Genomic DNA, 4,704 nt, shown 5'->3' with positions numbered 1-4,704 from the left:
GCTGATGACCGGTATTCGACCGGTTCGTCGCATTCGTTGTGGCAAGTTTTTGCCATAACGGAAAGGGCAGAACTCGCCTACAGTTGAAGAAGCCCACTCAGAACTCATACCCCAGCCCCCCCAGCTTTTGCCGTATCACCGCATCCAGCTCCGCGCCCTTCGCCATTTGCTCGCCCAGCTTCTCGGTGAGCTTCTGCATTTTCTCGACAAAAGCTTCGTCATCGCTCTCGACTTCCTCCGCGCCAACATAACGCCCCGGCGTGAGTACATGACCATGTTCAGCAATCTCGGATAGCGGCACGCTGCGGCAGAAGCCGGGTACATCTTGGTATTCGGTGAAAGTGGCGCCGTCTTCGACCTCACCGCGCCAGGCCGCGACGGTTTCGGCGATACGGGTAATGGCGTCGTCGTCCAGCTCCGCCTGCACGCGGGAAATCATCTTAGTCAGTTTGCGGGCGTCGATGAACAGCACTTCGCCCTTGCGTTTCTTCTGCTTGGCCAGGAACCACAGGCAGGCGGGTATTTGAGTGTTGAAGAACAACTGTCCGGGTAGCGCCACCATCACCTCCACCACATCGGCGTCGACCATGGCTGCGCGGATGACGCCTTCGTTGTTCTGGCTGGAAGTCATGGACCCGTTCGCGAGCACAATGCCCGCACGCCCAGTGGACTTCAGGTGATGCAACATATGCTGCAACCAAGCGTAGTTGGCGTTGCCCTTGGGCGGGTCGCCATACTCCCAGCGTGGGTCGCCTTCCAAGCTGCCGTGCCACCAGTCGCTAATATTAAATGGCGGGTTGGCCAGAATGAAATCGGCGCGCAGGTCAGGGTGCTGGTTGCGGGTAAAGGTGTCGGCGGGCTCTTTGCCCAGGTTGAAGTCGATGCCGCGAATCGCCAGATTCATGGCGGCTAGGCGCCAAGTGGTGGGGTTGGATTCCTGGCCGTAGATGGATACGTCGCCTATTTTGCCGCCGTGGGCTTCGATGAACTTTTCCGACTGCACGAACATGCCGCCGGAACCGCAGCAGGGGTCGTAGACTTGGCCTTTGTGCGGGGCCAGCACGGCCACCAGGGTGTTCACGATACTAGCAGGCGTGTAGAACTGACCGCCCTTTTTACCTTCGGCGCTGGCGAACTGGCCCAGGAAGTATTCGTACACCTGGCCCAGAATATCGCGGGCCGTGTTGGCATCGCCACCAAAGCCTATGGTGGAAATCATATCCACCAATTCGCCCAGCTTGCCGTCGGGCAATTGGGCGCGGCCATAGCGTTTGTCCAGGATTCCTTTGAGCTTTGGGTTCTCGGCCTCGATGGTGGTCAGGGCGTCGTCGATGCGCTTGCCAATATCTGGCTGCTTAGCGGCGGCGCGTACGGCTTCCCAGCGGGCTGCTTCCGGCACCCAGAAGATGTTGGCGGCGGTGTAGTAGTCGCGGTCTTCCAATTCGGCGGCCAGGTCTTCCTCGCTGGCATCCGGGTAGTGGTATTCGTCAGTGGAGTCGGCGAAACGTTGCCGCAATTCGACTTGCCGCCCGGCGAAGGTGTCGGAAATGTACTTAAGGAAGATGAGCCCCAATACCAGATGTTTGTATTCGGCGGCATCCATGTTGGCGCGCAGCTTGTCTGCAGCGGCCCACAGGGTTTTCTTGATGTCGTCTACCATTTGCCTTGCATTCTTGATCGCGTAAACATTTGAATCGCACAAAGGTAGCACAATCAGAGCGACGCAAGTAAGTAGACCGACTAAGCACCTCTGCCCGAAACAAAACGGGCTCCAGTTGTATGGCTGGAGCCCGTTTTACATGCTCCGCATTCCTGCGGATTTTTCAGCCAATTGTGAAAACCTACATCATCAAGTATCTATATTCCCCGCCTGCAGCGCATACTTCTCAATGAACGCGCGGCGCGGCTCTACATGGTCGCCCATCAGCGTGGTAAAGACCTCGTCCGCCGCAATGGCGTCTTCAATCTGAACACGCAACAAACGACGCACGCTGGGGTCCATGGTGGTTTCCCACAGCTGGCTGGGGTTCATTTCGCCCAGGCCTTTGTAGCGCTGCTTGGTGACGCTGCGCTCGGCTTCGGCGCGCAAGAACTGTATGGCTTCGCGGAAGTCGTCGATGGATTTTTGCTTGCGCTTGTCGCCTTCGCCGCGGGCAACGAAACCGCCTTCGCCGATTAAACCCTTGAAGGTTTTGCCGGCCTTGGACAGCACGGCGTAGTCGGCGCCCAGCACAAAGACGCGATCAAAAAGCGTAACCCGCACGTTGCCGTGGTGCATGCGCTTTACAACCAGACGCCATGCGGTGTTGTCTTCGTTGGCTTCGGCCTCGACGGTAACGTCGTTCAGTTGCGTGTCTTCAATAGCGGCCTGCAAGGCGGTTGCCGATGCTTGGGCGCTTTGGGCGCTCGAAAGGTCTACCTCGATGCCTTCGGCAAGGGCCGAAAGTGCTTCGGTGTCCATGTGGCGTGAGAGCCGGTTGATGACGGCGTCGGCCATGATGTACTGGCGCGCCAGTTCGCTAAGGGCATCGCCGCTAATGGGCGTGGCGCCTTTGGCGGGAACCAGCTCGGCTTCTTTCAGGGCCACCTGCATCATGAACTGCGCTTCTTCCTGGTCGTCTTTCAGGTAGCGCTCTTCGCGACCGACCTTGACCTTGTACAGCGGCGGCTGGGCAATGTACACGAAGCCGCCGTCAATCAGCTCGGGCATCTGGCGGTACAACAGGGTAAGCAGCAGGGTGCGAATATGCGCGCCGTCAACGTCGGCGTCGGTCATGATGATAATGCGGTGGTACCGCAGCTTTTCAATGTTGAAATCAGGCCCTATGCCGGTACCCAGCGCAGTAATCAGCGTGGTAATGGCCTCGCTGGCAATCAGCCGGTCGAAACGGGCTTTTTCAACGTTAAGCACTTTTCCGCGCAGCGGCAAAATAGCCTGGAACTTGCGGTCGCGGCCTTGCTTGGCCGACCCGCCGGCCGAGTCGCCCTCGACAATGTAAATTTCGCTTTTGGCGGGGTCTTTTTCTTGGCAGTCGGCCAGCTTGCCCGGCAGGCCTGCACCTTCAAGCACGCTTTTGCGGCGTGTCATTTCGCGGGCCTTGCGCGCGGCGTCGCGGGCACGGGCGGCTTCAATAATTTTGTTGCACAGCGCCTTGGCGTCGGTGGGGTTCTCGAGCAGCCAGGTTTCAAGGGTGCGGGCCACGGCTTCTTCAACCGCGGGGCGAACCTCGCTCGAGACCAGTTTGTCTTTGGTCTGGCTGCTGAACTTGGGCTCGGGCACTTTTACCGACAGCACGCAGGCCAGGCCTTCGCGCATGTCGTCGCCGGTGGTGTCGACCTTGGCTTTTTTGGCCAGCTCGTTGTCGGCAATGTACTTGTTAAGTATGCGCGTCATGGCGGCGCGCAAGCCTGTAAGGTGGGTGCCGCCGTCGCGCTGTGGAATGTTGTTGGTAAAGCAAAGTACGGTTTCGGTGTAGCTGTCGTTCCATTGCATGGCCACATCGACGCCCACCGTGGTGTCGCCCACTGTAGATTCGGTGCTGACCGAAAACACGTTGGGGTGCAGCACCGTTTTGGCACGGTTAATGTACTCGACAAACCCTTTGACACCACCCAAAAATGCAAAGTCTTCTTCTTTGCCCTGACGCTCGTCGACCAGGCGAATTTTTACGCCGTTGTTCAGGAACGAAAGCTCGCGCAGGCGCTTGGCCAGGATTTCGTAGTGATACTCAATGTTCTCGAAGATGGTGTCGTCGGCCAGAAAGTGCACACGCGTGCCCTGACGGTCGGCCTGGCCGATAACGGACAGGGGCGCCACGCGCTCGCCCTGGCGAAACTCCATTTCGTGGGTTTGGCCCTTGCGCCAAATAGTCAGCCGCAGCCATTGCGACAAGGCGTTGACGCACGACACGCCCACACCGTGCAAGCCGCCCGACACTTTGTACGAGTTGTGGTCGAACTTGCCGCCGGCGTGCAGCTCGGTCATGACGATTTCTGCAGCGCTGCGGCCGAACTCGTCGTCTTTGTGAATGTCGGTAGGAATACCCCGGCCGTTGTCGGAAACCGAGATGCTGTTGTCAGCGTGTATGGTTACGACGATATCGTCGCAATATCCGGCCAGGGCTTCGTCGATGGCGTTGTCTACCACCTCGAATACCATGTGATGAAGGCCGGTGCCGTCGGAAGTGTCGCCTATATACATGCCCGGACGCTTGCGGACTGCTTCCAGGCCCTTAAGCATCTTGATGGACTCGGCGCCATAGCCTGCTTCATTGGTAATCGTGGTTTGATCTGACATAGCTGAACTTTTGTACCTTGTGTGCGCCGTACGGCGAGCCTTGCGGCGAAGGGCCGGGCGGCAACAGGCCGCCAGCCGAGCGAAGAGCATCGAATAGTTTAGATGCGCATCGGCATGACGACGTATTTGAATTGGTCGTCGTCGGGGGTGGTGATAAGCGCCGAAGCGTTGACGTCGGGCTGAACTGACCACCGGACCATTTCGGTCTTGACGTTTGCGAGCACGTCGAGCAAATAGCTGACGTTGAAACCGACATCCAGCGGCTCGTGGCTGTAGTCGATGTCGATTTCTTCCAGCGCCTCTTCTTGTTCGGCGTTGGTAGAGGTTATTTTAAGCTGGTTGTCGGAAAGCTGGATTCGGACACCCTTGAGCTTGTCGGTGGTAAGAATGGCGGCCCGCTGCAAACT

The 4,704-nt window shown here is 58.3% G+C and carries 2 protein-coding genes and 1 pseudogene; all 3 read right to left on the bottom strand.

All coding sequences use genetic code 11. From position 1 onward, the window contains the following. Positions 1-97 precede the first annotated feature (97 nt). Positions 98-1,660, bottom strand: coding sequence for a class I SAM-dependent DNA methyltransferase (locus VL003_RS07515; protein ID WP_325441140.1), 1,563 nt, complete (start codon positions 1,658-1,660; stop codon positions 98-100). Between the two features lie 189 nt (positions 1,661-1,849). Beyond that, positions 1,850-4,297: a DNA topoisomerase (ATP-hydrolyzing) subunit B gene (gyrB, locus tag VL003_RS07510; RefSeq protein ID WP_325441138.1), complete on the bottom strand. Its 2,448-nt coding sequence runs from the start codon at positions 4,295-4,297 to the stop codon at positions 1,850-1,852. A 98-nt stretch (positions 4,298-4,395) separates the two neighbouring features. Next, a pseudogene (locus VL003_RS07505) lies at positions 4,396-4,704 on the bottom strand (DNA polymerase III subunit beta); the annotation flags it as partial.

Origin of the sequence: Pusillimonas sp. (assembly GCF_035515275.1) — a bacterium.
GTDB lineage: Bacteria > Pseudomonadota > Gammaproteobacteria > Burkholderiales > Burkholderiaceae_B > Pusillimonas.
Note: the sequence above shows the minus strand (reverse complement) of the source record. Positions and strands in the feature narration are given on the sequence as shown.